Here is a 25,084-nt window from a genome sequence, read left to right as displayed (position 1 = left end):
CAACCTGATGCCGTTTTAATCTACATACTTTGTTATATTGATGCAATATTAAAACAAATATAATGATATACCAATAGATCAAAACGACTGAATTTTGTTGTAATTCATTGAAATTGAATGAATTAAATTTTCAAAAAAAGATCACTTTTTCTGAAAAAAAATTCAAGAGCAGTGCAAAAGCAGGGTTTTTGCGAGCTTCAAAAAGCAGGAATTGAGTGGTTTTTGGACAAAATACGAGCTGAAGGAGACGTATCCGCTGATGTCTGATGCAGGTCGTATTCGGCACCCAATATGCTGGAAACTGACAGCGAAAGAAAGAGCTGTCACAACCATTTTATGTAACAGCTGGTAGCAGGCCATGTTGTATTGTGACAAAGATTTGGCGAGAGCTGGTATTAACCTTGTTTACTGGCGATAAAACCCTGCAAGGCTGTGTTCATTTCGGCTATGCCTTGCCGGATCTCTGCATCTTCATTCACCCACTGCCACCAGTCAGATAACAGAGGGTAAGGCTGCAAAATCTGCTCGCAGCCAAATAAGCGCGGAGTTTCAATGGCAAAAAACAGATTGGTTGCTAGTGCAATGTCACCAATAGTGAGCTTCCGTTGCCGGAAGGGGGGCAGTGCTGTGAGCAGTCGTTCGCCTTTTTGCAGCTCTTGTTGCAGTCTGGTTATTTCTTGTTGTGTATCAATGGTTTTGCTGCTGAGCAGAGCAATAAATATAGGAAACAGTGCCGGTGACAGATGCAGATCGGCATAACGGGCCAGCATGTTGATATGGGCAATGCCCAAGGCATCAGCCGGGCGTAAACTGATCTGGGGAAAGCTGGCTTCCAGATACTCCATAATGGCCCAGGATTCACTCAGACTATTGCCATCATCCAGCACCAGCACAGGAATTTTGCCTAAGGGGTATTTGTCGCCAAATTCCGGCGTGCGCAGCGCCGGGTTAACAGGTGCTGCTATGCTGATCAGCAGCTGCTTTTTGCGAATTTGAATTCGCACTCTGGTGGAGTAAGGCGAAAAATCGCTGCTTAATAACTGCATGAGAAGCTCCTTTTAGTCAGCCTGTTCAGGGATTAATTAAATGCATACCCAAAGCGGTATTGAGCAGCAAGCCAAGCCAGATCAGGTAGACAAAAGGGCGGGCTCTGGCCAGACAGCCATTAATCACGCTGTCCACTTGCGGGTTCGGCCCCTGCTGCAGCATGGTCATAAAAGCCTGACCAAAAGGCTTTAGCGCCATCCGGATCCCTAAACCACAGGCCACCAGTGCAGCAAATATAATGAGTTTCCAGGCCAGATAGTCCATCAGTATCAGCGATTTGTCGCCGAGCAATGACTGAACGGCAAAATACAGACAGGCCACAATCACCAGCAGGCGGAAACTAAAATCTATGCGGGTCAGCAGGGGCAGATAACTTTTGTCATGACCAAAATGAATAGCCAGTACCATCGCCAGCCAATACAGGCAGATCAGCCAGGTGGCGACCATAGCCCAGGCAGGAATAGGCATTAAGCCGGTGTTATAAGCCATCTGAATGCCAGGCCCTAAGATCAGTGCCATACAAATACGGGGTCCCTGATCTACACCCATCATAATTTTCAACGCGGTTAAGCGTTGTTCGGCACTATGGCCTTCCCTCGCTACAAAACGCGATGCGTAAAAGGTGCCTAAATCACCGCCAAGCCAATAGACAAAGAGCACAATGTGCAACAGTTTTAACAGTAAATAAGTTTCGGCCATAATATAAACTACTGATATTTAAATGAAAGGAAAGGCATGCCCCGAGAGGTAGCCGTAAATAATTTTTTGCTCTGTGCTCAGGTTTGTACCACTTTGGCGTAACTGCCTGAGTGGAAAAGCAGTGGCTGATTACACTCACTGATTTCATACTGCAGCACCCGGCCTACCAGGATCACATGGTCACCTCCGTCGTACTGATGCTGACAGACACACTGAAAACGCACACTGTAATCGGTGAGCAGTGGCACTTCGGCCACTCCTTCATCCAGCGCTAAATCGGCAAACTTATCCACCCCTTGCCGGGCAAATTGGTTGGATAATTCCTGCTGATGCTCGCTCAGCACATGCACGGCAAAGTGTTTGCCTTCACCAAAGGAATCTATGGAGCGGGCTTGTTTCTTCAGGCTCCACAGCACCAGAGGCGGATCCAGCGACACCGAGTTAAAGCTGCTGGCCGTTACTCCAATTTTTTCACCTTGAGTATTTTTGGTGGTCACTATGGTAACGCCGGTCGGAAATTTACTCAGTGCCTGTCGAAAATCACTGGGGTCAAATTGCAGTTGGCTCATATGGGCTCCGATAAAAAGCTACAGAGTTATTTAATGTATTTAGCGCTTAATACATTGGCACCCGGCGTCCAATCCAGTACACCAAAGCAGGTATATTGCTCATCGTTGGACTGGTAAAACTGCCAGATGCCACAGAGATCGAACTTGTCGTTAATCAGGGTGTCGCGGCTTTTCAGCTTAAATGCTTCACCATAAAAGTGCTGAGTGCTCCACAAATAACGGCCATAGGCACGGCCATTGCCGAACACGTCCGGGCCTTCAAAGGTATGAACTGCATCCACCCGCGATCGTTTGTAGCTGAAAGTACGTTCAATGGTGCCAGTCATGCGGACTGTGACTTCGGCGCTGCGCAGATTCAGCGGCTGGTAGTCGATCACAATATAGGTCTGACCCAGACGCTGCTGTTTGTTGTCGTAGACCTCAAAAGTGCCTGTCCATTGTCCTGCTTCTTTTACCGGCAGAATAAAAGGCTTTATCGCGGCTTTGCGCTCTGCGGCCAGAAAGTCCGCCACTTTTTGTTGTTCATTCGGGTTATTGGCGTGGTCCTGAGTGACCACATAAAGGCCGTTAAATACCGCAACCAACGTATCGGCTTCGAACAACTGAGAGGAATACACTTGCAGGCCATGCTCTGGCAGGATCAGATTCACAGTGCGTAAGTCTGTATTCCAACCGGGCGAATAATAGTTGGAATCCACCAGCAAACCATAAGGTTTACCTGCCCCGACAAAGTCAGGGCCGCAATAAATCCGGTCTTTGTCGGAATCTATCACGCCAAATTCAAAACGGGCGCCTGCGGTATCAAAGCGGTTACGCAAAGGGCCGGCGTTCTGAAAATCCGTTTCCATCCAGTAGGTGACTTTATCGCCTTCAAACACGCTGGCGCGGTTTACCTTATTAAATCCGGTGTGGCTGCCGTTTGCGTCAAAGACTGAAGGCAAACCATGCCATTCGCCAGTAATAGCCTGTTGAAATTTACTGGGTTGTTGCTCGCTACTGTGTTTATTGTCTGGCATAGTGAGTTCTCTGTTTATCCGTCTTTGCCTGAGCCTGTGAACAGGCCCGTACTGGTTTTGTGCTTTGACTTCAGTGCGTGACGAAAGAATTTGTGCTTCCCGGCCCAGCCTGCAGTGCCATCACCTCAAGTTGTCATTATCCTATATTAGATATAATGCTATATCAATGCTTCTTTTGTGTTGATTTATCCGTCAGTGCAGCGTTTAATACAGACTGAGCCGTCATATGGAGAGAATAACCATGGAACTGTCATCAAAAACTGCCAGAGAAATTTATGCGGACGTAAAAAGTAATCCTGCCCGCAAAAAGTTTGGTTTCGGTAAAAAAGCCGTGCTGGTGAATATCGATCTGCAAAAAGCTTATACCTGTGTCGGTGAATACAAAACCGCCTACGAAACCGACCCGCATCAGCTGCATTATGTGAACGAGCTGACCAAACTGTTTCGCGATAAAGGCTGGCCCGTGGTCTGGACTCATGTAGCTTATATGGACGATGCCTGCGACGCCGGTATCTGGGGCACCCGAACTAATACCGAAGATTCACTGCAGAATATTAAATTTGGCTCACGCCGCGCTGAATTCGACGACAGATTAGAAATAGACAAAAGCAAAGATATGATTTACCTGAAAAAAATGCCGTCGGCTTTTTTTGAAACCCAGCTGCAATCCTTGTTGGTCTGGCATCAGGTGGATACGGTGATCCTGACAGGCGGCTCTACTTCAGGTTGTATCCGCGCCACTGCTGTCGATGCCTTATCCCGTGGTTATCGCACCATAGTGCCTGAGCAGTGTGTGGCCGATAAACACGAAAGCTACCACTTCGCTAACCTGACCGATTTGCTGCTCAAATACGCTGACGTGGAAGAGGTCGATACTGTGTTTGCCTGGCTGAATGGCAGTGCAGACGAGTCCAATCACGTTGCCGATTAAGCCGCGGAAGCACAGGTCAGGAAAGCACAAGCCATGAAAGCAAATCCTCAGTTTTATGATTATTGGCCCTATGATGAAAGACGGCCAAAAATTCAGTGGCCCAACGGCGCCAAAATGGCGTTTTGGCTGGCGCCGAATATTGAGTTTTATGAACTTAACCCACCAGCGAACCCGTATCGGGCCGCCTGGCCACAACCTTACCCTGCTATTCAGGGGTATGGGATTCGCGATTATGGCAACAGAGTTGGGCATATTCGCCAGATGCAATTGCTGGACAAATATGGTATCCGTGGATCCATTTCGCTGTCGACTGCCTTGTGTGAACATCACCCAGAAATTATCCAAATGTGCAAAGAGCGCAACTGGGAGTTTTTCAGCCACGGCATTTACAACACCCGCTACACCTACGGCATGACGGAGCAGCGAGAACGCGAGATGATCCGCGACTCTATGTTGACCATCTACCAGCACACAGGCCAGCACTGCGCTGGTTATCTGGCACCGGCGCTGTCGCATTCAGAACAAACCTTAGATTTATTTGCCGAAGTAGGCACTGAACTCTTTGGCAAAGAATCCGGGCTCTGGCAGGGCAAAGAAACCGGCGGCATTTACACCTGCGATTTATTCCACGACGACCAGCCAACCCCTATTCATACCCGCAGCGGCAAACGTTTTGTCTCTATTCCTTATTCGCTGGAAATGAACGACACCATTGCCTATGTGGTGAATAAAGTCGAGCCGCGCCGCTACGGTGAAATGCTGAAACAAAACTTTGATCGGCTCTATCAGGAAGGCAGTACCTCGGGCACTGTGATGTGTATTCCAACTCACAATTATCAGGTGAGTTGCCCACACAGGTTAAAAGCTTTTGAAGAAGCGCTGGACTACATTACCAGCCATCCTGATGTGTGGGTGACCACGGGGCGCGAAATTGCCGACTATTACCTGCAGCATTATTACGGTGCAGCAGTGCACAACATAGCTGAGCAGCATGCAGCTATAGGAGTAAAAGCCTGATGACAGATAAAAGCCTGCCGCTAGACTATATGCAATACCCAGAACGCCACTATGGCATGGACCATAGCTTTTACCCCTGGTCTATGTTGCATCAACGCAAAAACATCGTCTGGCCCCAAGGCAAAAAGCTGGCACTCTGGCTGAACATCAGTGTGCAGTTTTTCCCAATGGATCAAAAGGGTAAACCCTTCAAAGTGCCGGGCGGCATGACCATGCCATACCCTGACCTGCGCCATTACAGTTTGCGTGACTATGGCAACCGTGTGGGTATATTCCGCTTGTTACAGGCAGTGGACCACTACGGCATCAAACCGACTTTTTCCGTCAATAGCCGGCTGGCGGAACAGGCCCCTTTGTTACTGCATAAACTGGCACAACGTGGCGACGAAATTTTATGCCACGGCTGGGATATGGATTCGATTCACTGGGGCAATAGTGCTCAGGCCGAAGCCAATAACGAAGCGGCTTTAATTGAAAAATCACTGTCGGTATTACGTGAATTCACCGGTCAGCCTGTCACCGGTTGGCTTAGCCCGGCGCAAAATCAAAGTGAAAACACCGCACTTTATCTGGCGAACAACGGTATTCAGTACTGTGGCGACTGGGTGAATGATGATTTACCTTATGCTTTTAACCCGCAACATCTGGGGCCACATGGCAAGCCGCTGCTGAATATTCCGCTTTCTACCGAGCTGGACGATCAGTTTATTCTGCAAAATAATCTGCACTCTGAGACCTCTTATTTGCAGCAAGTCTGTGACGCTTGCGACCTGTTGCTGGCGGAAGCAGAGCACTATGGTGGCCGTATGCTGGCACTGAATATTCATCCCTGGTTATTGGGGCAGCCGCACCGCATCGCTTATTTCGAACAGCTGCTGGCTTATCTCAGCAGTAAACCGGAGATCTGGCTGGCATCGGGCAGCGAGATTTATTCCGCCTTTAGCGGGCAGTCAGAGTAAACTGCAGCAGGCCCTTGCCGTACCAGGGGGCTTTTATTTTCATCTTCAGACGAGTACTTTCAGGCGAGCACAGGTTTTATGAAAACGGTATTTTTGGATCGCGACACCTTTAGCCCGGGCATCAACTTTTCCGCTATCGAGCAGCAGGCCAGCAGCCTGACCTGCTTTGGTATGACTCAGCCTCATCAGGTAGCAGAGCGCTGCCGCGATGCCGAAGTGGTGATTTCCAATAAAGTGCTGCTGAGTGCCGATACTTTAAAGCAGTTACCAGCGCTGAAACTGGTTTGTATCGCCGCTACTGGTACCAATAATATCGACTTAAAAGCAGCGCAGGAATTGGGCATAGCAGTAACCAATGTGGCAGGCTACGCGCGCCATACAGTGCCGCAATATGTGTTTGCGCAAATACTGGCGTACTACAACCAAACCGAACACCATAACCAAAACACAGCACAGGGCTTGTGGCCACAAAGCTCCAGCTTTTGTGTACTGGGCAATCCGATGTACCAACTGGCGGATAAAACTCTGGGTGTAGTCGGCTACGGTGCTTTGGCCAAAGGGGTAGAAAAAATTGCTTTCGCCTTTGGGATGAAAGTGATCATCAGCGAACATGCCGGCGCCAGCCACATTCGCCCCGGCCGTGTCAGCTTTGACGAGCTGCTGGCCAGCTCCGACATGATCAGCCTGCACTGCCCACAAACCCCGGACACTGTGGGGTTAATCAATGCTGCAGCACTTGCCAAAATGAAGCCAAACGCCATGCTGATTAACACAGCCCGCGGCGCTTTGGTGGATAACCAGGCGTTACTGCATGCATTAAAAACCAACCAAATTGGCTACGCTGTGCTGGATGTTTTAGAGCAAGAACCACCCCCAGCCGACCATATTCTGTTGAATACCGGCCTGTCCAACCTGAAAATCACCGCCCATATCGCCTGGGCCTGTCAGGAAGCCCAGCAGGATTTAATCACTATCATTGGCCGCAATATGCAGAGTTTTACCGCGGGTGAGAGGTTAAATAGGGTGGTGTAGGTTGAGAGCCAACATCAGTCATTGATGTTGTGATTTTCATGCGATGTCAGGCTCCATGAGTCATAAATTGATCATGTGTTGGTGGGGCATTCACTGCATAGCGGTAAAAGTGGCCTTGTCGTGAATGGATAACGGAATGAATAGTTTTTACGACTATCACATCGACTAGCTTGATAATATCAGTTGCTTTAACAGGCAGCAGCAAGTTGACTCAGTACTTTCAGCCGTATTTTGCAGAAAGAATGGGGCCAACCAGCCCCTCTTAAATCAATCACTCCACCAACAAAGATTCCCGTACACAATTCAGCATGCCGCGTTCCATGATAAAGGCTTTGGCTTTGATCGGGTCGGCGGCGGTTTGCATAAAGTGCTGCTGGCGCTGGTGCTGAATATCAGGATCTGTTGACTCCATCAGCTTTTTATTGGCTATGGTGTGTTCCTGCACAAAACGCACCGCTAAGTCTTTGCGCTGGCGGTTGTATTGTTCAAACAGCGGCGTGTAAGCCGCGCCTTCCAGCATGATGGCAGTCAGCTTTTGCGCCAGATTAAAGGCGTCGTGCAAGCCGCCGTTCATGCCCATGCCACCCAGTGGGTTATTCAGATGGCAGGAATCACCAGCCAGAATGGCGCGGCCGTTAAAGTAGGTTTCAGCGACGCGCTGGTGCACGTTGTACAAGGTGCGGTGGCCAATATGGTAATCACCTTCTTTAGCATACAGGTGCTGCAGCCGCTGCTGGATATAGTCGTCGGTCAGGTATTTATCTTGCTTGGTTTCTTGTGGATCTGTGGGCCACAATACGCGCCAGAGTTTTTCGGTGCGTAAAATCACACACCACTCGTCTGGGTCGGCCACGTAGTTAACATAAGATAAATTGTCGAACACCGTCTCAAACGGGAAGGAGGTGCTGGCGACCAGAAACTTTTCGTCGTAGGTAAAGCCACCAAAACCTATGCCGGCCGATTTACGCACATTGCTGGATGCACCCTCACAGCCGACGACAAAACTACCGGCAATCCGCAGTTCGCCATTGGGGCTCTGGACTATAGCAGTGACACCATTTTCATCCTGCTCAAAGCTCATCAACTGATGTGAAAACAGCATAGTGACGCTGGGGCATTCTTTGAGTTTTTCCTGTGCCAGATGGGTCATTTCGTATTGTTCTAACTGCAAACGAAACGGAAAGCGGGTTTCGTCGGCAATCAGCTGCATATTAAATTCTGCCACTTCATTGGTTTTGCGGTCGCGGTACTGATAACGGTCTACTACCAGGCCTTTGGCGATCATGGTTCCGGCAAGACCTACTTCGTCCAGCATTTCCAGCGAAGGCGGATGAAAGGTTGATGCGCGCAGATCTATAGGTAAGCTGGCTTCTTTTTCCAGCAATACCACTGGAATATGGCGCTGGCCTAAATACAAAGCCAATAAGGAGCCAGCCGGGCCAGCCCCGGCAATAATAATGGGGTCTTTGGAGCTGCTTGCAGAAGAAGTTGCCATAATACTGCTGTCCTGTAGGGTTAAGCTGAAGGTTGTTGTAAAAAGTTAAGGATTTGGCTGCACTGCTGCACGTCGGCGTACTTGGCGTGCATATCATGCAAATTGGCTTTGTGGGCCTCCGGATTGCGATCGCCAACCGCTTCTTCCGCCACGACCACTGGGTAGTTATGCTGCAGGCCATCTACCACTGTAGCGCGCACACAACCGCTGGTAGTGAGACCTGTCACTACTAAAGAATCCACTTTTAATGCCAGCAACTGCTGGGCTAAATCTGTGCCAAAAAAGGCACTGGCCCAGCGTTTCTCCAGCAGCATTTCGTCGGGCCGTGGCGCCAGCCGTGCATCAACTTTGACCCAGTGTGAATCCGGCGTCAGCAGGTTCAGGGCATTGATGCGGGCCCTGAATATGCTGGCCTGTGCCGGGCCGTGGTACACCACAGTGGTAAAAATCACCGGCAAGCCTGCAGAGCGAAAGGCATCAAGCAGCAGTTTGTTATGCGCCACCACAGCTTCACATTCTGCACCTAGTGGGCAGTTTGGGTCGGTAAAGCCGTTAATCATATCCACCAGAATAAGGGCGGGTCTGTGGCCTAAGCCTATAGAGTTTCGTTGTAAATCCATTAAATCCGCCTTACTGAATAGCCGGGTTGGCTGTGTTGCAAAACTGCCTGATCAGTTGCGCTAACTGCTTGCTGTGGGTTTCACAGACATAAGTGGAAGCGTCGCCAATGTTTGCCGCCTGACCCAGGGGTAACAGCGCGACAGTGGGCGCGACCATAGCGTGCAGCACGTCTCGCTCACCGGCAAACACCAGAGTCGGACACTGAATCGCCGCGATTTGTGCAGCAAAATCCTGCTTGGCTACCGCCTGATAGGCCTTTTTGTAACTGTCGCCTAAACGCAGCGCTAACAGACATTCACGCAGGCTAAGCTGCAGCGGTACATTGCTGTCTTTGCCACGAATTTTTTGCCAGTAGCGTTGCATAAAATCGCCTTGTTCATCCAGACTGGCATCCACCACAGCAGCGGGTAACGCCTGTTTTTGCGTGTCGCTCAGCAGAGTTGGGCCGGAAAAAATCAGCTGGTGGCAAAAGCCCGGATGCTCGTGTTCCAGCTGGGCTGCTACTGCGACGCCTGTGTGGTGGCCAAACAACACTGGTGCCTGCACCTGCAATTGCTGCAAACAAAGCCAGACGCTGTTGGCGTACAGCGCGACGCTGTGTGTACCGCCGTATTGGTCAGGCACAGGGTCGCTGTTACCAAAGCCAATAAAATCCGGTGCTATGCAATAAAAGTCGTTGGCCAGCAGTTGCATCAGTGGCCGGAACATTTCGCCGCTGCTGGGAGTTTGGTGCAGCAGTACTAAAGTGGGGAGCCCGGCGCTTGCCGGGGTGTGCAGGTAATGGATCTGCCCCAGTTGGGTTTGAGCATAGCCTTTAGTGATACTGTTTTGGTGAAGCATGTTAAAGCACCGCATTCAGTTCGATACTGACCCATTTCAGTTCAGTAAATTCTTCGGTGGAATAGGCACCGCCACTGCGGCCAAGGCCTGACAGCTTACTGCCGCCAATAGGGGCCAACGCGTTACTCTGAAACGAATGCATACCAATATGCACTGAGCCGGCGTCAATTTCTTTGGCGGCGCGCATCGCCGCATAAATGTTTTTGGTCAGCACAGAGGCGGACAGACCAAACTGTGAGTCATTGGCCAGTTGTATCGCATGGTCCAAATCCTCCGCCATTACCACGTTAGTTAAAGGACCAAAGGATTCGTCGCGCCAGGCGCTGCAACTCAAAGGGGAATTCAGCAGTACTGTCGGCTGAAACACCAGGCTGGGTTCGCCATTGGCATAAGGCAAGGCTTTACCGCCCGTCAGAATTTCAGCCCCTGCCGCCACAGCTTCGGCAATATGTTGGCTGATTTTATTCACCGCAGCGCGGTTAATCAGCGGGCCGTACAGGGTTTTTGGGTCACGCAAATCGCCAATTGGCAACTGTTCCGCTGCCGTTTTTAACGCGGCGATAAAATCGGCATAAATGGCTTTAGTGACTATCACCCTGCTGTTGGCCATACAAATCTGGCCACCGTGAGTAAAAATGCCCTGTGCCACAATCGTGGCAGCTTTGGCCGGATCGACATCATCCAGCACCAGAGCGGCACTTTTACCGCCCAGTTCCAGCTGAGCGCGCACCATACGTTTCATCGCCATAGCACCAATATGAATACCGGTTTGGGTTGAGCCAGTCAGTGCTATACAGTTCACGTCCGGGTGTTCTACCAGCGGCGCGCCACATTCGACGCCAAAGCCGGTCACCACATTCACCGTATCGGCTGGTACTCCGGCTTCGATCAGAATTTTGCCAAACTCAATGGCAATAGTCGGGGTTTGTTCTGAGGGTTTAATCACCACAGCGTTGCCTGCCGCCAACGGAAAGGCAGCCATTTTGGTCAGCAGCGACAGGGGCGCATTGTAAGGCGATACCACAGCTACTATGCCAACCGGATGACGAAACACCATAGACAGTCGCTCTGGGTTGTCATTCGGGAAGGTATCGCCGTACAACCGTCTGGCTTCACCAGCGGCGGTGCGCAATAAATCCACTGTGTAGTTAATTTCAAAGCTGGCTTTGGTCAAGGAGGAGCCACTTTCGTCAATCAGCAGATCCAGTAAGCGGGTCATGCCCTGGGTTGCAACAATATCGGCGGCTTTAAGCAGCGCCGCTTCGCGTTGTTTAGGTGCTAGTGCCGACCAGGTTTTAAAGCCGCGACGGGCTGTGCTGACGGCCAGCTCCACATCCGGCGCGCTTGCCTGAGCAGCGCGGGCAAACAGCTGCTCTGTTGCTGGGGCCAGTACGTCAAAATAGCGGCCACTCTGCGGGGGGACATCAAGGCCGCCAATTAAAAGTTCTGTTTGTTTGATCATGGGTTCTCTCTTCGCTCAGGCAACGCCAATAACCCGGGTGCCACGGAAAAACTCAAAGGTTTCGCTTGTGCCCTCGTCACCCAGGCCACTTTTACCCCAGGCGGCGCGTGGTAAATCTCCACGCAGTGCAAACAGCGACACCCCATTAATTTTGATCACGCCAGCACGCAGGGTGCGGGCCATTTGCCAGGCGGGTTTTTCTTCTCCAAACACATAAGCGGCCAGGCCATACTGGGTTTGATTGGCCAGTTGTGTGGCTTGCTCAGCGCTATTGAAGTTATGCACAGTAGCGGCCGGGCCGAAAATTTCTTCCAGACATTGCCCGCCGCGTAAGCCGGTGATCAGTGTTGGGGCCATAAACCAGCCTTTCAGCTCTGTTGGTACAGGAGTTGGACGGATCAGTCCGGCGCCCAGTTCGGCGTATTCGGCGATGCGTTGCTGCACATGCTGCCAATGGCCCTGATGCACTAAAGGCCCCATCTGACTGTCGGGTGAAGTGGATGGACCAATAACCAGCTTCGCCAGTCGCTGTTTCACTTTGTCGAGTAATTCATCTGCGACAGCACTGTGCACAATTAAGCGTCCCAAAGCACGGCACCACTGGCCGTTTAACGTGGTCAGGCCGCCGATCACGCCAGYGGCTGCTGCGTCCAGATCGGCACTTTCCAGCACCACCAAAGCGTTATTACCGCCCAGTTCCAGTTGCGCAGGTTTGATATTGGCACCACAAACCCCGCCCACAGCTTGACCACCCAAAGCGCCACCGGTAAAGGACACAGCTGCAACCCTATCATCGGCACACAAAACCGCGCCGACTTTGCCGTTGCCATGTAACAGTTGAAATACGCCGTGCGGTAAATCGGCGTCGACAATGGCTTGGGCTATAGCCTGGGCTGAACCTGCTGCCCATTCCGAGGGTTTAAAGATCACCGGACAACCGGCCGCCAGCGCACTGGCAATTTTGTGGCAGGCAATACCAGAGGGCGCATTCCAGGGGGCAATAATGGCCGCCACACCCAGGGGTAAACGCTGCAGAATTACAGGGTTTTGATGGTCGCCTTCATAATGTTGTTCGGCTGGCAAAGTGCGCAGCAGCCTGGCGGCGTTGCGAAAAGCCATAGCACAGACGCTGGCAAACTGTGAGGTCAGCGACTGCAATACGCCGGTTTGCAATGCATCACAAATCTTAATGCTGTGGCTGTGCTGACCCATGTTGTGCGCGATTTTATCGAGATAATCAGCACGTTCGGCATAACTCAGTTCTGACCAGCCGCCATTGGCAAAGGCGGCGCTGGCGCATTGAATGGCACTGCTGATTTGACCCTCTGAACTGCTGTATTGCTTGCCTATAGCTTCGCCGGTATTGGCATTGTGCAGACTCTGCTGCAAATCCAGCTCAGGGTGTTGCCACTGGCCGTTGATATAGTTTTGTTGTTGCGGGAGCTGGTTCATGTTCTTTTTACCTGACTTAGCGTTTTACACCAAACTGGTTTTGTTCGGCACCTTCCACTTCCATTTGCGCTGCCATCAGACGGCCACGTTCAGCCGGAAAGGCCTGCACCAGAGCCATCGCCATCTCACGTAAGCCGTGTGCGCTGGGTGAAGAGAAACCTGTGCCTGTGGTGCCGGTGCATTTCAGTGCATTAACTGCCAGATTAAAGCCAGCCTCAGCCACTATGCCTTTACAGAGCCGCCAGCGTTTGACCACCTCTTGTTTTGGCAAAATTTCCGGTTCGGCGGTTTCCAGCTCTAATTGGCGGCGTAACCACAAGGTGCCGGTTTCTAAATCACACATCATCTGGCCAATCAGCTGCTGGTGCATTGGCGAGCTGGCGATGGATTTATCCGAATCGCCAAATTTGCTGCTGGTCAGGGTGCTCAGGGTTTGTTGATAAATGGCCTGCGCCTGGCCTAAGTACACGGCGATACTGGCCAGCTGATTGCCGACAAAACTGCCGCGGCTCATTTGCATGCAGCGCACAAAAGCGCCGGGTACAGCCAATGCGTCGTCGTCGGCGACAAAAACGTCTTTGAGGATCAGGCCATGGGTGGCCGAGCCACGCATACCAATGGCGTCCCATTTTTGTCGTTCACTGACACCCTGGGCATCTTTGGCCACGAAGAAAGTGGCGAGACCGCTGGCGTCGTCATAACCTTCCAGACTGGCCGTGACCAGATACTGATCGGCAATGCCGGTAGCGCAGCCAAAAGCTTTGACGCCGTTCAGCAGATAACCACCTGCAACTTTGCGGGCTTTGGTGGAAATGGTGATGGCGGCTTTTTCCGACTTCACCGATTCACTGGCAAAGTTAGCCAGCCATTGTCCGTTCTGGCCCATGGTCCGCAGCACTTTTTCGGCAAAGGTTTTAACCAGTCCTGCTTCTTCGGCGTTAAACAAGCCGGCTTCGAGGGCTTCTAAGGCTAACAAGCCACGGGAAGCTGAGGAGCAGTGAAAAAAGAAACAGAGCGCGGTGGACGGGCAGACAGTGCCAATGGCAAAAGTAGCGGCTGCCATATCACGCAAACCACCACCGAGGCCGCCATATTCTTTTGGAATAATAAGTCCCAGCAGCCCGGCGTCACTGAAGGTTTTCACATGCGGCAGATGAAATTCACCATCACGGTCTACTTGCGCGGCCGCTGCTTTGAGCAGCGGAAGTATGTTCTCTACGCGCTGCGCCCGTTGTTTTTCTTCGGCGCTCATGTTTTCAATGAAATGTTCGGCTGTTAATTTCATGGGATTTCCTATGCTGCTCTGCTTGTTATTCCTGGTTTCACTGGATTGGTTGGTCTTGCTGGCTATTCGCCACGCTTTTTATTCACCGCGAAGAATGGCGCGCAACTGTTCACTGGCTGGCGTGCCAATCAGACCTTCAATACGTTTCCACACCGGATCAATCTCCGGGCTGAAAATGGCGGCCCGGTTGGCTTTATCCCGCACGGCCAGTTCGGTTGCAGAGACCGGGCTGTCTACCCCTTGGTCTACCAGTCCATACCAATACTTCAGATAACCGTCGACGTGGCTGAACAGGGTTTTAAAGGCGGTTTCTGTGGCGCGGTGTACCAGCATCCAGGGCGACATGATGGCCCGTTGCCGTGGTGAGATATGCGCCTGTTCTATGCCGTCTAGGGCTTCGGCGGCGTTAAATTTGTCGGTTAATGGCCAGAACACCTGATTCATGTAGTCTGTGTGGGCACCTAAATCGACCCGTGGGGTTAAATCCAGGTGAAAAGCAAAGTGTTCACCGGCTTTGACTGAGTCGAGCGTAAAGTGCGGCACGGCGCTGTCCGCAGGCATAAAACCGTACAGCATGTGGGAATCCAGCTGAATTTGCGGTACGACGATGGAACAGGTAACCAGTTTATGCAGTGGGCCACCTGCAAAGATCCTTACTTTGCCGACAACACCTTGCGCCATAGGTAGATGGCTGATTAAGGTCATAAAAGGGCCACCGTCGCTGGCCAGCACTTCTTTCATCGCGTATTTCGCCACTATCTTATCGACAGTGCCGTCGGATAATTCCTGAGCTAAGGACAATTTTTGATCTACGGATAATTGGGACATGGTGATTCTCTTTGTTTTTGTCTGAGTCGTTGTCTGAATCCATGCAGGCGGCTTACAGCATGGCCTGCATCAGTTTCCATGGACGATTTGCTATTAAATCAGTGTTTTGTGAGCACACTTTATTATGAGCAGCGCGCGGATGAACAGTAGCGCTGGTGACAGGCTTGCCAGTCTCACCGCTAATTTGAACGCCAGCGCTGAGCAGGCCGTCAAACTCACGTTCTTGCCATGGCGTCATAATGGTGAATTCTTTTTGCAAAATGCAGATCAGGTTATGCTGCGGCTCTGTGCTGGCTGAAACAATGTTTATCCGGTTTTCTGAAGCCCGTTCCAGCAAGCCGGTTTGTGACTGCCAGGCTTCCTGCTGCCGCACCGGAGCCAGCACTACTTCACAGCCCTGAAGTGCAATCAATCGGAAACTTTCAGGATAAATCGCATCATCTTCCAGCATCAGCGCCAGCTTGCCGTAGCTGCTTGGATACACTTCAAAGTTGTCGCACAAGGCTGACCAGGCAAAACGCTGGGAAAAGTGCACCTGGCCCTGAATAAACTCAATGCCTTTGCGGCTGATCAACACGGCGCAATGTGCCAGTTTGTCACCATGCTGGCGCACTATGCTGGTGGCCACATACTGATCTGCTGCGCAGGCGTCAGCCAGACTCGTCACCACTTGTTCACTCATTGCCACTTGTTGTTCAGCGTATTGGGTGCCAGCCAGCCAGAACAATTCAGGTAAACAGATCAGCTTATGTTGTGGGTGGGCCTGCACTGCATGGATTGCTTCGTTCAGCGCCTCTGTGCCTTTCTTGGCAATACTGATGGCGGCGACGGACAAATCCTGTACTCCGTTAAACTCCGGTAACTTCTGGGTTGCCGGGTTTTCCCCCAGGGCCTGATAAAGTTCAGGGCGGCGCTGCCTGATGATATCGGTACCGTCGGGTCGTTTTTTATCAGTAGCTGATTCTGGATCTATATCAGCCCAAATGACTTCTTCATCTTTACCGGCCAGCGCCAACACCGTGCCATMCGGCGCGACAATCTGGCTGTCACCTGCACCATTTAAAAAATGCAGCGGGATGCGGGTGGCTTCAGACACGGGCACCAGCAAAGGTTCCGGGATCAGCGGGCCAACCTTATTGGCCGCTACAACAAACACTTTGTTTTCTGCTGCCCGCACCGGAATATGCAGATCGCCTTCATCCAGCGCGAAGGAATTCAGACTGTTACAGAGAATTTGTGCACCACGCAGTGCTAACCCGCGAGGCGTTTCGTTGATCACGCCATCCATACAGGAATACATGGCTAACGTGCCGATCGGGGTGTTGATCACCGGCCCTTCAGTGTCGGCTCTGTCGAGAAAATCGTTTTCATGCCCCACCAACACCTGTTTATTATTTTGCGCCAGCAACTCGCCGCTTGGGGAAATCAGTAAGCTGGTGCCGGTACAGTGCTGCTCGCCAAGCTCCGGGCGCTGCACTGTGGCGTTCAACACCACATAGGCGTTGGCTTCTGCGGCGGCGGCTTTGATGCTGCTGAGAAAGTTGCCATCCAAAGCAATAGCCACTTCATAACAATGTGCCTGATTGTCATACCAGGAATTGTGATTAACAAACTCCGGTAACACGATGAGATCAGGTGAACATAAAGCGGCTTGTTTTATCATGCGTAAACAGGTGGCTAAATTGTCCTGTACATTGTTAGTCACAGCAAATTGGGCAGCGGCAACACGGATCATGGTTCTTCCTTTTTTATCATCTGAGCCATAGCATTTGTTGTCCTGAGTTTTTGCAGTTAAACAGCCATGACAAGAAACAAGATAACTGTTCTTTTAATTAATTGATATAACAATATAACATGAGTTAAGCTGAGTCAGCAAAAATGTTCAGGGTGGGAGAAAAAATGACGAACGAGTTTGAGTACAGTATGGGCTTAGCCCTGTTTGATTTTATTCCGGTGTTGTTATCCAGCGCTGGTTTACTATATCTGGCGCGCGCCATTGGCTTGATCCATCCATCGATCAGAACGCAGGTGCTGGCGTCGGCTTTGCTGATTATTACCGGTGGATTTTGTAAGGTGTTCTGGAAATTCCTGATTGCCGCTACAGAGGTGCATTATCCGGTATTAAATAACTGCTTTTTTATTTTCCTCGCACCGGGTTTTACCTTGCTCACTTATTATTTATGGTCGGCCAGAAAAGCTTACCAGCAGCGTCCTGCACCTGGTTATACCTTTGCCTGGCCTTTGCTGATTATTGTGCTCTTTGCCAGCATTGCCGGTTATCTTGCTGTGGCATTTCCGGAACAGCGCAAGTGGTTTCTGGCTTTGCTGGTGCTGGTGACTGTGTCGAATGTGGTGTTGATTTGGCATGCAGTCAGACACTGCCTACAGCTAAACCTGCGCGCTAGTGCGGTATTGTTCGTGGTGAATTTAGTGGGTGTTTTTGTATTGGCCGGTCTGGCCCGTCTGGGGCATCAGGACGAAGCTGTGCAGTGGGTGGAGCAAATACTCAATGCCTTTACCCAGGGCGCGCTGTTAGCTGCTGCCTTGATGCTTTATAAAAAACACCGTCAGATCCAATCTCAGGATCATAGCCTTAGCACAAATTTATAGGAAGCAGCATGTCAGATTCAGTGGCAGAAAAAAAATACTTAGGCATTCGTGTCAACGAAGGTGTAACGGCCTGGCACATGTCCACCTTTTACTTAACCTGTGTCGCTACTATTTTGTTCGGCACTTTTATTAATGCCTTTCAGCCGTTTTTGTTTAACGAAATGATGCAGCTCCCGACGACTGAACAGGGCGTGGTCAGCGGCAAGCTGAATTTCTGGGGCGAAATGGCCATCATTGGCTCGGTAGGAGTCTGGGGGGCATTATCGGATAAACTCGGCCGCCGTTTGATTATAGTACTGGGATTTATGCTGGTTGCTGTGGCGATGTATTTGTACCCGCATGCCCAGAGCGTGAACGAGTTGATCCTGTACCGGGTGATTTATGGCCTGGGTATAGCATCGGCCACCTGCATGATCGTGACCCTGCTGGCCGATTATGCCAAGGACATCAACAGAGGGAAAGCGGCAGGCTTGCAAGGCGTCTGCAACGGCATAGGTGCAGTGATCGCATTGTTCGTGTTACTGCGTTTACCTGCAGTTTTTCAGCAGCAGGGGATGTCAGCCATTGAAGCCGGGATCCAGACGTATATGATTGTGGCGGGCTTTGCCGTGGTGGTTGGTTTGTTGTCTGTGCGTGGTTTAAAGGCTCGTCAGTCATCGGATCAGGAGCATAAACAAAGTATAGTGTCGCTGATGGTTGATGGCGTCAAAGCGGCCCGTGAACCGGGAATTGCATTGGCCTACGGTGCAGCTTTTGTTTCACGCGCGAATCTGACCATAGTCGGAGCTTTTATGACCTTGTGGCTGTCGCACCATGGCACACAGGAAGCAGGAATGACGGCTGCTGATGCACTGAAAAAAGCCGGTATTATTGTGGCCATAGCCCAGAGTGTGGCACTGCTGAGTGCTCCGCTGTTTGGTCTGCTTACTGACAAACTGAACCGTGTGACTGCTTTGTTGATCGCTCTGTTTATAACTTTTGTGGGTTATTGCAGTACCTACCTGATTTCAGACCCTTTTGGTGGCGGCATGATTGTGGTGGTGGTGATTATAGGTTTGAGTGAAATTGGCGCCATTATTACCTCAGGCGTGCTGATTTCGCAGCAGACACCGGCCCAAAAACGTGGTGCCGTGATTGGTATATTTAACCTTTGTGGTGCCATAGGTATTTTGGTGTCCAGTGTAGTGGGTGGTTATTTATATGATCATTGGGATAGGTCCGGTCCTTTTGTGTTTGTTGGCTTTTGTGGTTTGATAGTCTTTGTCTGGGGTCTGCTGGTGAAAAACAAGATAGTGCCGTTAAATCAGCAATAGTCAGTTGGCATTGCACTCAGCTCACAGGTTCTGAGCTGAGTTGCTGGCTGCAAGTCCTGCGCACTTAATCAATAGAGGCTAAATTCAGTTGCTGCACAGCGGGCTGGTCAGCAATCTGGAATACGGCGTCTTTATAATCAGGTGGTCCCATGCTGCCTTTGGCGTTATTGGACGTTGCAACTGGCTCTTTGGGGATGCCAATCCAATTGCTTTTCAGCTCACCATTGTTGTCTTTATCCTGAAACAGCGATAAAGCATAGTCGCCGGCGGGTAATTCCAGGCTGAACTGTATGGTTGCGTCTTTGACCTGGCCTTGCAGCGCAAAGCTCTGTTGCTGGAAAATCTCGTCTGTTTTATCGGATAACCAATGTTTTTCGCTGTTATACACCCGGACGACCAGTTGCCCTTGTTCGGATGTGAGTCCGGATAAGATCACAGTCAGGTTTTGGGCTGAAGCCATGCCGGCCACACTTAAACTGGCGACAAACAGGCTGGCAGCCGTGATGGTTTTTGCGTACATATCATTCCTTTTTACTTTACATTTCAACAGGCTCTGATAGCGGCACCTTCGACTGCCAGCGCAGAGTGTTTATTTCATCGAGAATTCCATCTCAAACTGGTATTGATCCGGGCGGTACACGGCGTACATATGATCAAAGAGTTCACCGTTTTTATCGTACATTGAACGATCCAACACCAGCAGTGGTTTACCTGTCGGAATACCTAAATGCATGGCAGTCTCCACATTTGACAGAGTAGCGGTGACGGACTGCTTCACCATGCCCAAATGCAGCTCAATGCCCGCCATTCTGAAGATGTCCATCCGCGACATTTTCAACAGGTTTTCTTCGCTGTAGAACTCGCCGATATCTCGGGTCCAACTACCGTAATAACCAAAGGGCACGCCATCTGACAAGCGGATGCGCTGAGATTGAACCAGTTCTGTTTGCCCGTCTATGCCGAAACGTTCCTGAATATCCAGTGGTGGAATGGCTTTACGGAACATCAGCGACTGAACCTGAGTTTCGCGGCCCATAATGGCAAGGCTTTCCAGTAAACCGGCAATAGGGGCGTTTAACTGTTCGGCGCGGTGCTTATAGGTGACATGCGAGCCTTTGCCTCTGTGACGGCTGATGTAGCCTTCGTCTGCCAGCTCATCCATAGCGCGTTTGGCGGTAATCCTGGACACGCCAAACACATCGGACAATTGATGTTCTGTTGGCATTTTTTCACCATAGGGTATTTCGCCTAAGTGAATTTTTTCCTTCAGAAACAAATAAACCTGATGGTACAAGGGGGTAGGAACATCGCTTAAAATAGCGTGTTTTAAGCGTGGATCAGCTAACAGTTGTTCAAATGTCATAAGCTCATGTCTTTTTGAGGGTGATTACACCGGGTCAAGGAGTTTTACTCAGTAGCACTCAGCATAGCCCGAGTCACCAGCTTTAGTGAAACGCTTAAAAAAATAGCAATTTACTATGTTATATAATTAGAACAATTATAACAAAGATTATACTGCAGTTAAACGCAGATATTGACGGATTGGATCTGTTTAACCTTTGTTGCCTCTGAGTTTTCAAGTTCTGACCAGTGTTTTCAGCTTGCTTTTGGCTCAGCCTTTAGTGTCTCTCATTCTGTGGTTGTGGATTCCGAATAAATTCTATAGCTTTGGTTTGACTTAAATGATATATCATTAAATCAAATGAGGCAATGTATCTGGATTTCAGCATCAGGCAGCCTTGCTGCGCAGAGAACTAAGGAGTTTTAATGGATAACTACCAAATAGCACGCCGGGCTCAAATTGGCGTCATTATTCCTTCTACCAATACAGGTGTGGAGTACGATCTGCAGAAATTACGGCTGGATGGCGTAACCTGGCATCCTTCGCGCTTTTTTATCGAGTTACGTAACTGGGCCGACGAAGTTGCTAAAACCGGTGAGACGGATAATCAGGTGTTTGAACGTTTTCTGGAAATTATGCGTGGCGAGATCCCTTATTCAATTCGTAATGTACTCAGTGCCAAAGTAAACCACATTATGTTGGGCATGTCGGCTGAAACCTTTTGGGGGGGGCTGGAGGGCAATATCGCTTTTGAACGTGATATTAAGGACCAGATTGGTGACCTGGGTTTAACCACCGGGGCTGCTGCCACCAAGGACGCATTAGAGAAATTTGGCTGTAAAAAAATATCGGTGATTACGCCTTATCCACAGGTCGGCGATGAAAACGTGATCCGTTTTTTCAGCGACATCGGCTTTGAAGTCCACAAGGTGAAAGGGCTGAACCGTCCTTCGGCAACAGCTATTGCAGAAACCACGATAAAACAGGTGGTGGATGCGATCTATGAGGTGGACGCTGATGATGTGGATTGCATTATTCAGTGCGGAACCAACTTATCAACCGTGGATATCTTTCCCAGTTTTGAACATATTCTGGGTAAGCCGATGTTGCCTATCAATACCTGCACCGTCTGGCACGCGCTACGTGCCTGTGGTGTTAACGACAAAATTACAGGTATGGGGCGGTTGCTGGAAGAGTTTTAGTCGAGGGCAGCAGTCGGCTGTGACGTTCTGTGGATCGACAGACAAGCAGGAGTGGCTATGCGTTTTAGTTTACCGCTTGGAATTTTCGCCTGTGTTGCGTTAACTGTTCTGATTTGGCTGTTGGGGCCTTACAGTGAGCATATCTCCTTTGCGCCTGATCAGGGCGCTTTGTGGTATTACTGGAAAAGGCCCGATCCTGATTTCTGGAGCCACTTCAGCGCCTGGAGTTTATATGGTTGCCATCAGCTGGCGATTTGGTGGCTGATTTACAGCGCTAAAACCAGTTATTCTACCCAGTCTGCCGACAGCCAGACTGGCCTCTCTTTTTATCACTCCTTTGGCTTACATAAAGTTAATTGGTATGCACTTGGTGTGAACCTGCTGTTTATTCTGTTGCATATAGCCCAGACCAGGATGTTTTATGACGGGTTGGCGCAGGATGTTAGTAACTTAAGTGCCCAGTTTGCGGTGATTATTTTGCTGATAATGGTGTTAGTGATAGAGCACAAACGCCGTGGTTTATTCTTTGGCAAAAAGCTCTCTGGTGTTGATCAGGCTTATGCTGTAGTCAGGCAGTATCACGGTTACTATTTTGCCTGGGCCATTATTTACACCTTCTGGTTTCATCCGATTGAAACCACCTTAGGCCATTTACTCGGCAACTTTTACACCTTTCTGCTGCTGTTGCAGGGCAGTTTGTTTTTTACCCGTTTTCATCGCAACAAATACTGGACAGTGCTGTTAGAGAGCTTTGTGCTGGTCCACGGTGCGCTGGTAGCTTATGCCTCTGTGCATGGCGAAGCAGCCTCTATGTTTGTCTTCGGTTTTGCGCTGATATTTTTTGTCACGCAAATCTATGGCCTGGGCCTGAGCCAGCGCGTGATTAGAACACTCAGTGCGTTGTTTTTGGCGGTGGTCCTGCTGTATTACCAAAGCGATTTGATCAGGGGACTGGAAATCTTCCACATTCCGCTGGTGCTTTACCTTGGAGTTGGGCTTTTTGTTGGTTTATACCTGCTCGGCAAAGCCAGTTCCCGTTTTTTTCTGAACAACCTGCCGCGGCGTTAAGCCGCGTTGTCGTCCTCCCTATTCTGAGTTTGTGGCTACATTACTCTGTAGCACTGCAACAGTCCTTGCACAATGCTTGCTGAAAAATCTTAAATGATATAAAGTTATATCATTGTGATTAAAATTAACTGGCAGTTGGATCCTACGCATGAATAAACCTTTAGCTGGTATCAGAATTATTGACCTGACTCATATGTTATCCGGGCCTTATGGCGCAATGATTTTGTCGGATATGGGCGCAGATACTATTAAAGTTGAACCGCTGCAGGGCGAAGGCACGCGCAAGCTGCTGGCTACGGATCCGAAAAACTCCCTTGATGGCTTTGGTGCTTATTTTATTACGCTGAACCGCAATAAACGCTCTGTGGCCATCGATCTGAAAACCGACGAAGGTAAGCAGGTATTTTATAAGCTGGTGCGTGAAGCTGATGTGGTGATCAGTAATTTTGGTCCAGGAGTGCCTGAGCGGCTTGGCATAGATTACGACACTCTGGCCAGGTACAACGAACGTATTATTACCTGCACCATTACTGGTTTTGGTTCACAGGGGCCTGCGGCAAACCGCCCCGCTTTTGACCAGGTAGCTCAGGCTTTTGGCGGCGGTATGTCGATTACTGGCCATGCTGCCGACGAGCCAATCCGCGCTGGCATTCCAGTTGGTGATTTGGGCGGGGGTATGTTTGGTGTGATGGGGATTTTGGGGGCTCTTGTCGAGCGCAACAGCAGCGGCAAAGGCCAGCATGTTGATATCTCTATGCTCGACTGCCAGATCTCGATGCTTAACTATATGGCCACCATGCACTTTTTGTCTGGTGAAAATCCTTATCCAATTGGCAATTCGCATTTTGTCCACGTGCCTTACAACAGTTACAGAACCAAGGATGGTCACATCATTCTGGCGGTGATCACGGATAACTTCTGGCAGAACCTGAAAAAGGTGGTGCAGATCAAGGAGTTTGACAACGAAAAGTACGATACCCAGCCAGGACGTTTTGCGGATAAAGCCTTTATTGATGCCACGCTGAACACGTTGTTAGCGACGAATACCAATGCCCATTGGATCCGTTTGCTTGAAGCGGCGCGTATTCCCTGTGCTCCTGTCAACAAGTTCAGTGATGCGTTAAACGATTCGCAGGTAAGGCACCGCAATATGGTGGTCGACTTGCATCATCCGGATGGCAAAAAAACCCAGGGGCCAGGGAATCCAATCAAAATGTCACGGACCAATGAAGAAAGCTTCTCGGCAGCACCATATATAGGTCAGCACACAGACGATGTGCTGTCGGTGTTGCTGAAGATTTCTGCGGATGAAATCAACGAATTAAAGCGCAAAGGCATTGTGGCCTGAGCCTGTTGGGATGGGATCAAAGATGAACGACTTTGTGCGGATTAATGATGTAGGCCCCAGGGATGGCCTGCAAAATCAGGCCAGAATTCTAACGCCACAGCAGCGTTTACAACTGATCCATGCGCTGGTGGACGCTGGTGTGCCTTCTATTGAGGTCGGCAGCTTTGTGTCGCCCAAAGCCGTGCCGGCCATGGCTGGTGCTGCAGAAATTGTCACCAGCCTGAATAAGGCTGGTATCAACAAAAGCGCTTATCTGCAATCTCTGGTGCCGAATCAGAGAGGCTACGAACTGGCCAGAGAGGCAGGGTCACAAGCTGTGTTGCTGGTGGTCTGCGCGTCAGAAACCATGAACCAGAAAAATGTGCGCATGGGCATTGCGGACGGACTGGCGCAGGCGAGAGATATTATTCATCAAGCCAAATCTGATGCAATTGATGTAATGGCGTGTATTGCGGTGGCCTGGGAGTGCCCGTTTGAAGGCAAGACTGATCCAAAAGTTGTACTTAATATGGCCGCGCAACTGAGCGAATTTGGCGCCCATGAACTGGTGATCGCCGACACCATTGGTGCAGCAATGCCGAATGCAGTGCATAGCCTGATGAAAGAGCTGGCCGCGCAACAGTCCGGTCAGGCGCTGGCCTGCCATTTTCATGATACCCGGGCTCTGGGGCTGGCCAATGTCTACGCAGCGTTAGAGGCAGGCATCCGTCGTTTTGATGCCTCAGTGGGCGGACTGGGGGGTTGTCCTTTTGCACCAGGTGCCACCGGCAATATAGCCACTGAAGATGTGGTGATGATGCTACAGCAGATGGGTTTTCAAACGGGCATTGATTTGGCGCGACTGATGGCAGTTGGTCAACTGGCTGGTGAAATGACCGGCACAACAACGGGTGGCCGCGCGCATCAATGGCGTAGTTTACAACTGCAAAAGTCCAGACTGTAAGCTCC

The 25,084-nt window shown here is 50.3% G+C and carries 24 protein-coding genes; 10 read left to right on the top strand and 14 right to left on the bottom strand.

The genetic code is table 11. The features are described from left to right. Nucleotides 1-395: 395 nt before the first annotated feature. The 4 genes from P3C17_RS09765 to P3C17_RS09750 form a co-directional block, all read right to left on the bottom strand. A complete protein-coding gene (locus P3C17_RS09765) occupies nt 396-1,046 on the bottom strand; it encodes a glutathione S-transferase family protein (protein WP_300929263.1) in 651 nt (216 codons plus the stop codon). 25 nt (nt 1,047-1,071) lie between these two features. After that, nucleotides 1,072-1,746 (bottom strand): hypothetical protein, encoded by a 675-nt coding sequence (locus P3C17_RS09760; RefSeq protein ID WP_300929262.1) that lies wholly within the window; start codon nt 1,744-1,746, stop codon nt 1,072-1,074. Between the two features lie 77 nt (nt 1,747-1,823). Further along, nucleotides 1,824-2,315: a flavin reductase family protein gene (locus tag P3C17_RS09755; protein WP_300929261.1), complete on the bottom strand. Its 492-nt coding sequence runs from the start codon at nt 2,313-2,315 to the stop codon at nt 1,824-1,826. Between the two features lie 26 nt (nt 2,316-2,341). Beyond that, a complete protein-coding gene (locus tag P3C17_RS09750; RefSeq protein WP_300929260.1) occupies nt 2,342-3,331 on the bottom strand; it encodes a hypothetical protein in 990 nt (329 codons plus the stop codon). A gap of 241 nt (nt 3,332-3,572) precedes the next feature. Between P3C17_RS09750 and P3C17_RS09745 the strand changes: the two genes are divergently transcribed. The 4 genes from P3C17_RS09745 to P3C17_RS09730 all read left to right on the top strand — a co-directional run bounded on the left by P3C17_RS09745 (nt 3,573) and on the right by P3C17_RS09730 (nt 7,270). Further along, nucleotides 3,573-4,262 (top strand): isochorismatase family protein, encoded by a 690-nt coding sequence (locus P3C17_RS09745; RefSeq protein ID WP_300929259.1) that lies wholly within the window; start codon nt 3,573-3,575, stop codon nt 4,260-4,262. A gap of 33 nt (nt 4,263-4,295) precedes the next feature. Beyond that, nucleotides 4,296-5,279, top strand: a complete 984-nt coding sequence (locus P3C17_RS09740; protein WP_300929258.1) for a polysaccharide deacetylase family protein — start codon at nt 4,296-4,298, stop codon at nt 5,277-5,279. Next, nucleotides 5,279-6,238 (top strand): polysaccharide deacetylase family protein, encoded by a 960-nt coding sequence (locus P3C17_RS09735; protein WP_300929257.1) that lies wholly within the window; start codon nt 5,279-5,281, stop codon nt 6,236-6,238. The genes P3C17_RS09740 and P3C17_RS09735 overlap by 1 nt, the downstream gene beginning before the upstream one ends. A 78-nt stretch (nt 6,239-6,316) precedes the next feature. Beyond that, complete coding sequence (locus P3C17_RS09730) at nt 6,317-7,270, top strand: D-2-hydroxyacid dehydrogenase (protein ID WP_300929256.1); 954 nt, start codon at nt 6,317-6,319, stop codon at nt 7,268-7,270. A 271-nt stretch (nt 7,271-7,541) separates the two neighbouring features. On the opposite strand, the gene P3C17_RS09725 is transcribed toward P3C17_RS09730, so the two are convergent. The 8 genes from P3C17_RS09725 to P3C17_RS09690 all read right to left on the bottom strand — a co-directional run bounded on the left by P3C17_RS09725 (nt 7,542) and on the right by P3C17_RS09690 (nt 16,988). Continuing rightward, a complete protein-coding gene (locus P3C17_RS09725) occupies nt 7,542-8,765 on the bottom strand; it encodes an FAD-dependent monooxygenase (protein ID WP_300929255.1) in 1,224 nt (407 codons plus the stop codon). Between the two features lie 20 nt (nt 8,766-8,785). Continuing rightward, nucleotides 8,786-9,385, bottom strand: a complete 600-nt coding sequence (locus P3C17_RS09720; protein ID WP_300929254.1) for an isochorismatase family protein — start codon at nt 9,383-9,385, stop codon at nt 8,786-8,788. A 10-nt stretch (nt 9,386-9,395) separates the two neighbouring features. Beyond that, nucleotides 9,396-10,226 carry an alpha/beta hydrolase gene (locus tag P3C17_RS09715; RefSeq protein ID WP_300929253.1) on the bottom strand — a complete coding sequence of 277 codons (831 nt, stop codon included), beginning with the start codon at nt 10,224-10,226 and terminating at the stop codon, nt 9,396-9,398. A gap of 1 nt (nt 10,227) precedes the next feature. Further along, on the bottom strand, nt 10,228-11,688 hold the full coding sequence (locus P3C17_RS09710) for an aldehyde dehydrogenase family protein (protein WP_300929252.1): 1,461 nt from the start codon (nt 11,686-11,688) through the stop codon (nt 10,228-10,230). A 15-nt stretch (nt 11,689-11,703) separates the two neighbouring features. Next, complete coding sequence (locus P3C17_RS09705; protein WP_300929251.1) at nt 11,704-13,140, bottom strand: aldehyde dehydrogenase family protein; 1,437 nt, start codon at nt 13,138-13,140, stop codon at nt 11,704-11,706. Between the two features lie 16 nt (nt 13,141-13,156). Continuing rightward, nucleotides 13,157-14,425 (bottom strand): acyl-CoA dehydrogenase family protein, encoded by a 1,269-nt coding sequence (locus tag P3C17_RS09700; protein ID WP_300929250.1) that lies wholly within the window; start codon nt 14,423-14,425, stop codon nt 13,157-13,159. Nucleotides 14,426-14,503: 78 nt separating this feature from the next. Next, complete coding sequence (locus P3C17_RS09695; RefSeq protein WP_300929249.1) at nt 14,504-15,253, bottom strand: hypothetical protein; 750 nt, start codon at nt 15,251-15,253, stop codon at nt 14,504-14,506. 52 nt (nt 15,254-15,305) lie between these two features. Continuing rightward, on the bottom strand, nt 15,306-16,988 hold the full coding sequence (locus P3C17_RS09690) for a nitrilase-related carbon-nitrogen hydrolase (protein WP_300929248.1): 1,683 nt from the start codon (nt 16,986-16,988) through the stop codon (nt 15,306-15,308). A 164-nt stretch (nt 16,989-17,152) separates the two neighbouring features. Here P3C17_RS09690 and P3C17_RS09685 point away from each other — a divergent pair, with 164 nt between their 5' ends. Beyond that, nucleotides 17,153-17,863 carry a hypothetical protein gene (locus P3C17_RS09685; protein ID WP_300929247.1) on the top strand — a complete coding sequence of 237 codons (711 nt, stop codon included), beginning with the start codon at nt 17,153-17,155 and terminating at the stop codon, nt 17,861-17,863. A gap of 8 nt (nt 17,864-17,871) precedes the next feature. Further along, entirely contained in the window at nt 17,872-19,176 is a 1,305-nt protein-coding gene (locus tag P3C17_RS09680; protein WP_300929246.1) for an MFS transporter, read from the top strand. A 64-nt stretch (nt 19,177-19,240) separates the two neighbouring features. On the opposite strand, the gene P3C17_RS09675 is transcribed toward P3C17_RS09680, so the two are convergent. Both P3C17_RS09675 and P3C17_RS09670 read right to left on the bottom strand, forming a co-directional pair. Continuing rightward, entirely contained in the window at nt 19,241-19,696 is a 456-nt protein-coding gene (locus P3C17_RS09675) for a DUF2141 domain-containing protein (RefSeq protein WP_300929245.1), read from the bottom strand. Nucleotides 19,697-19,765: 69 nt separating this feature from the next. Further along, nucleotides 19,766-20,539 (bottom strand): GntR family transcriptional regulator, encoded by a 774-nt coding sequence (locus tag P3C17_RS09670; protein WP_300929244.1) that lies wholly within the window; start codon nt 20,537-20,539, stop codon nt 19,766-19,768. Nucleotides 20,540-20,943: 404 nt separating this feature from the next. Here P3C17_RS09670 and P3C17_RS09665 point away from each other — a divergent pair, with 404 nt between their 5' ends. From P3C17_RS09665 to P3C17_RS09650, 4 genes are all read left to right on the top strand, one after another. Beyond that, nucleotides 20,944-21,720, top strand: a complete 777-nt coding sequence (locus P3C17_RS09665; RefSeq protein WP_300929243.1) for a hypothetical protein — start codon at nt 20,944-20,946, stop codon at nt 21,718-21,720. A 57-nt stretch (nt 21,721-21,777) separates the two neighbouring features. Beyond that, nucleotides 21,778-22,788 (top strand): hypothetical protein, encoded by a 1,011-nt coding sequence (locus P3C17_RS09660; protein ID WP_300929242.1) that lies wholly within the window; start codon nt 21,778-21,780, stop codon nt 22,786-22,788. Nucleotides 22,789-22,936: 148 nt separating this feature from the next. Then, nucleotides 22,937-24,136, top strand: a complete 1,200-nt coding sequence (locus P3C17_RS09655) for a CaiB/BaiF CoA-transferase family protein (RefSeq protein ID WP_300929241.1) — start codon at nt 22,937-22,939, stop codon at nt 24,134-24,136. Nucleotides 24,137-24,158: 22 nt separating this feature from the next. After that, nucleotides 24,159-25,079 carry a hydroxymethylglutaryl-CoA lyase gene (locus P3C17_RS09650; protein WP_300929240.1) on the top strand — a complete coding sequence of 307 codons (921 nt, stop codon included), beginning with the start codon at nt 24,159-24,161 and terminating at the stop codon, nt 25,077-25,079. Nucleotides 25,080-25,084: the final 5 nt, after the last annotated feature.

It is taken from the genome of Rheinheimera sp. 1928-s (assembly GCF_029269265.1).
Classification (GTDB): domain Bacteria; phylum Pseudomonadota; class Gammaproteobacteria; order Enterobacterales; family Alteromonadaceae; genus Pararheinheimera.
The sequence above is the reverse complement of the archived record's forward strand: the minus strand, read 5'-3'. Positions and strand labels throughout refer to the sequence as shown.

What these genes read in the sequence shown, in the direction of transcription:
- P3C17_RS09765 (WP_300929263.1), bottom strand. Translation starts at nt 1,046, where the DNA reads ATGCAGTTATTAAGCAGCGATTTTTCGCCTTACTCCACCAGAGTGCGA.
- P3C17_RS09760 (WP_300929262.1), bottom strand. Translation starts at nt 1,746, where the DNA reads ATGGCCGAAACTTATTTACTGTTAAAACTGTTGCACATTGTGCTCTTT.
- P3C17_RS09755 (WP_300929261.1), bottom strand. Translation starts at nt 2,315, where the DNA reads ATGAGCCAACTGCAATTTGACCCCAGTGATTTTCGACAGGCACTGAGT.
- P3C17_RS09750 (WP_300929260.1), bottom strand. Translation starts at nt 3,331, where the DNA reads ATGCCAGACAATAAACACAGTAGCGAGCAACAACCCAGTAAATTTCAA.
- P3C17_RS09745 (WP_300929259.1), top strand. Translation starts at nt 3,573, where the DNA reads ATGGAACTGTCATCAAAAACTGCCAGAGAAATTTATGCGGACGTAAAA.
- P3C17_RS09740 (WP_300929258.1), top strand. Translation starts at nt 4,296, where the DNA reads ATGAAAGCAAATCCTCAGTTTTATGATTATTGGCCCTATGATGAAAGA.
- P3C17_RS09735 (WP_300929257.1), top strand. Translation starts at nt 5,279, where the DNA reads ATGACAGATAAAAGCCTGCCGCTAGACTATATGCAATACCCAGAACGC.
- P3C17_RS09730 (WP_300929256.1), top strand. Translation starts at nt 6,317, where the DNA reads ATGAAAACGGTATTTTTGGATCGCGACACCTTTAGCCCGGGCATCAAC.
- P3C17_RS09725 (WP_300929255.1), bottom strand. Translation starts at nt 8,765, where the DNA reads ATGGCAACTTCTTCTGCAAGCAGCTCCAAAGACCCCATTATTATTGCC.
- P3C17_RS09720 (WP_300929254.1), bottom strand. Translation starts at nt 9,385, where the DNA reads ATGGATTTACAACGAAACTCTATAGGCTTAGGCCACAGACCCGCCCTT.
- P3C17_RS09715 (WP_300929253.1), bottom strand. Translation starts at nt 10,226, where the DNA reads ATGCTTCACCAAAACAGTATCACTAAAGGCTATGCTCAAACCCAACTG.
- P3C17_RS09710 (WP_300929252.1), bottom strand. Translation starts at nt 11,688, where the DNA reads ATGATCAAACAAACAGAACTTTTAATTGGCGGCCTTGATGTCCCCCCG.
- P3C17_RS09700 (WP_300929250.1), bottom strand. Translation starts at nt 14,425, where the DNA reads ATGAAATTAACAGCCGAACATTTCATTGAAAACATGAGCGCCGAAGAA.
- P3C17_RS09695 (WP_300929249.1), bottom strand. Translation starts at nt 15,253, where the DNA reads ATGTCCCAATTATCCGTAGATCAAAAATTGTCCTTAGCTCAGGAATTA.
- P3C17_RS09685 (WP_300929247.1), top strand. Translation starts at nt 17,153, where the DNA reads ATGACGAACGAGTTTGAGTACAGTATGGGCTTAGCCCTGTTTGATTTT.
- P3C17_RS09680 (WP_300929246.1), top strand. Translation starts at nt 17,872, where the DNA reads ATGTCAGATTCAGTGGCAGAAAAAAAATACTTAGGCATTCGTGTCAAC.
- P3C17_RS09675 (WP_300929245.1), bottom strand. Translation starts at nt 19,696, where the DNA reads ATGTACGCAAAAACCATCACGGCTGCCAGCCTGTTTGTCGCCAGTTTA.
- P3C17_RS09670 (WP_300929244.1), bottom strand. Translation starts at nt 20,539, where the DNA reads ATGACATTTGAACAACTGTTAGCTGATCCACGCTTAAAACACGCTATT.
- P3C17_RS09665 (WP_300929243.1), top strand. Translation starts at nt 20,944, where the DNA reads ATGGATAACTACCAAATAGCACGCCGGGCTCAAATTGGCGTCATTATT.
- P3C17_RS09660 (WP_300929242.1), top strand. Translation starts at nt 21,778, where the DNA reads ATGCGTTTTAGTTTACCGCTTGGAATTTTCGCCTGTGTTGCGTTAACT.
- P3C17_RS09655 (WP_300929241.1), top strand. Translation starts at nt 22,937, where the DNA reads ATGAATAAACCTTTAGCTGGTATCAGAATTATTGACCTGACTCATATG.
- P3C17_RS09650 (WP_300929240.1), top strand. Translation starts at nt 24,159, where the DNA reads ATGAACGACTTTGTGCGGATTAATGATGTAGGCCCCAGGGATGGCCTG.